The organism is Streptomyces sp. adm13(2018), assembly GCF_008042145.1.
In the GTDB taxonomy this organism is placed as follows: Bacteria; Actinomycetota; Actinomycetes; order Streptomycetales; family Streptomycetaceae; genus Streptomyces.
Genome location: NZ_RDBH01000176.1, coordinates 1 through 878, shown reverse-complemented (window position 1 = coordinate 878; position 878 = coordinate 1). Strand labels below are relative to the sequence as shown.

Genomic DNA, 878 nt, shown 5'->3' with positions numbered 1-878 from the left:
CGTCTGAACGCCTCGAAGAGGACTTCGTCTACGCCGCCGCCTACGGCCCGCGTCTCGTCGTCGACCTCTCCGCCCTGGTCTCCGGCGGCGTTGGAAGGCGGGGGTGAGGGGGCCGACGAGTTCGATGTCGTTGAACCGGCGGGCGTGGAGGAGCAGACCCAGGAGGGTTGCGCCGCCGGAGACCAGGGCGGAGAGGTCGACGACGAGACGCGGGCCGTAGGCGGCGGCGTAGACGAAGTCCTCTTCGAGGCGTTCAGACGTGTGGGCGTCGGCCGTGCCGCTCAGTGTCAGCAGGTAGCGCCGGGGTGGACGGTGTGGGTTATGCGCAGGTCACGGGGTGCGGGTCCTGCTGCGTCGTCCATCTGCCCAGCCTCTCAGACATCTGCGTCGCCCGAGGACGTGCTCACGTCTGCGAGGGGGACGCGCARGGCGAGCAGGGCGGTGTCGTCGCTGGCCCAGCCGCTGTGGTGGGCGTCGAGAACGCTGGTGAGGTGGGTGATGGTTGCGGCGGCATCCATGGTGTGGCTSGCGGCCGAAGTCGAGGAGGGCGTCGTCGCCATAGCGTTCCTCGCCGCCGGTCACGGCGTGAGTGTGGGCTTCGGTGAGGCCGTCGGTGTGCAGGAGCAGGGTGTCGCCGGGGGCAAGGTGGATGGCGGTGGTGGTGATGTGCGGGTCGGGCAGGACGCCGAAACCGCCTGGCACACCGTCTCCGACTGATACCTGCCAGGAAGCTCTCACCCTACGGAGAATCGGACAGTCACCGTTCGCCGTGCCTCGCAGAGCGGTGAACCGCTGCCGTTCTCATGAAAGAAAGCCGTGCGGGGGCCGGGCCAGCACCCCCTGGATCGCCCCCCGCACCCGTACTGCCGATGGCAGGG

General features: G+C 69.4%; 1 pseudogene. It reads right to left on the bottom strand.

Going from position 1 to position 878, the window contains the following annotated elements:
• Nucleotides 1–374: 374 nt before the first annotated feature.
• Nucleotides 375–699: pseudogene (locus tag EAO70_RS39815) on the bottom strand (SpoIIE family protein phosphatase); the annotation flags it as partial.
• Between the last annotated feature and the right edge of the window lie 179 nt (nt 700–878).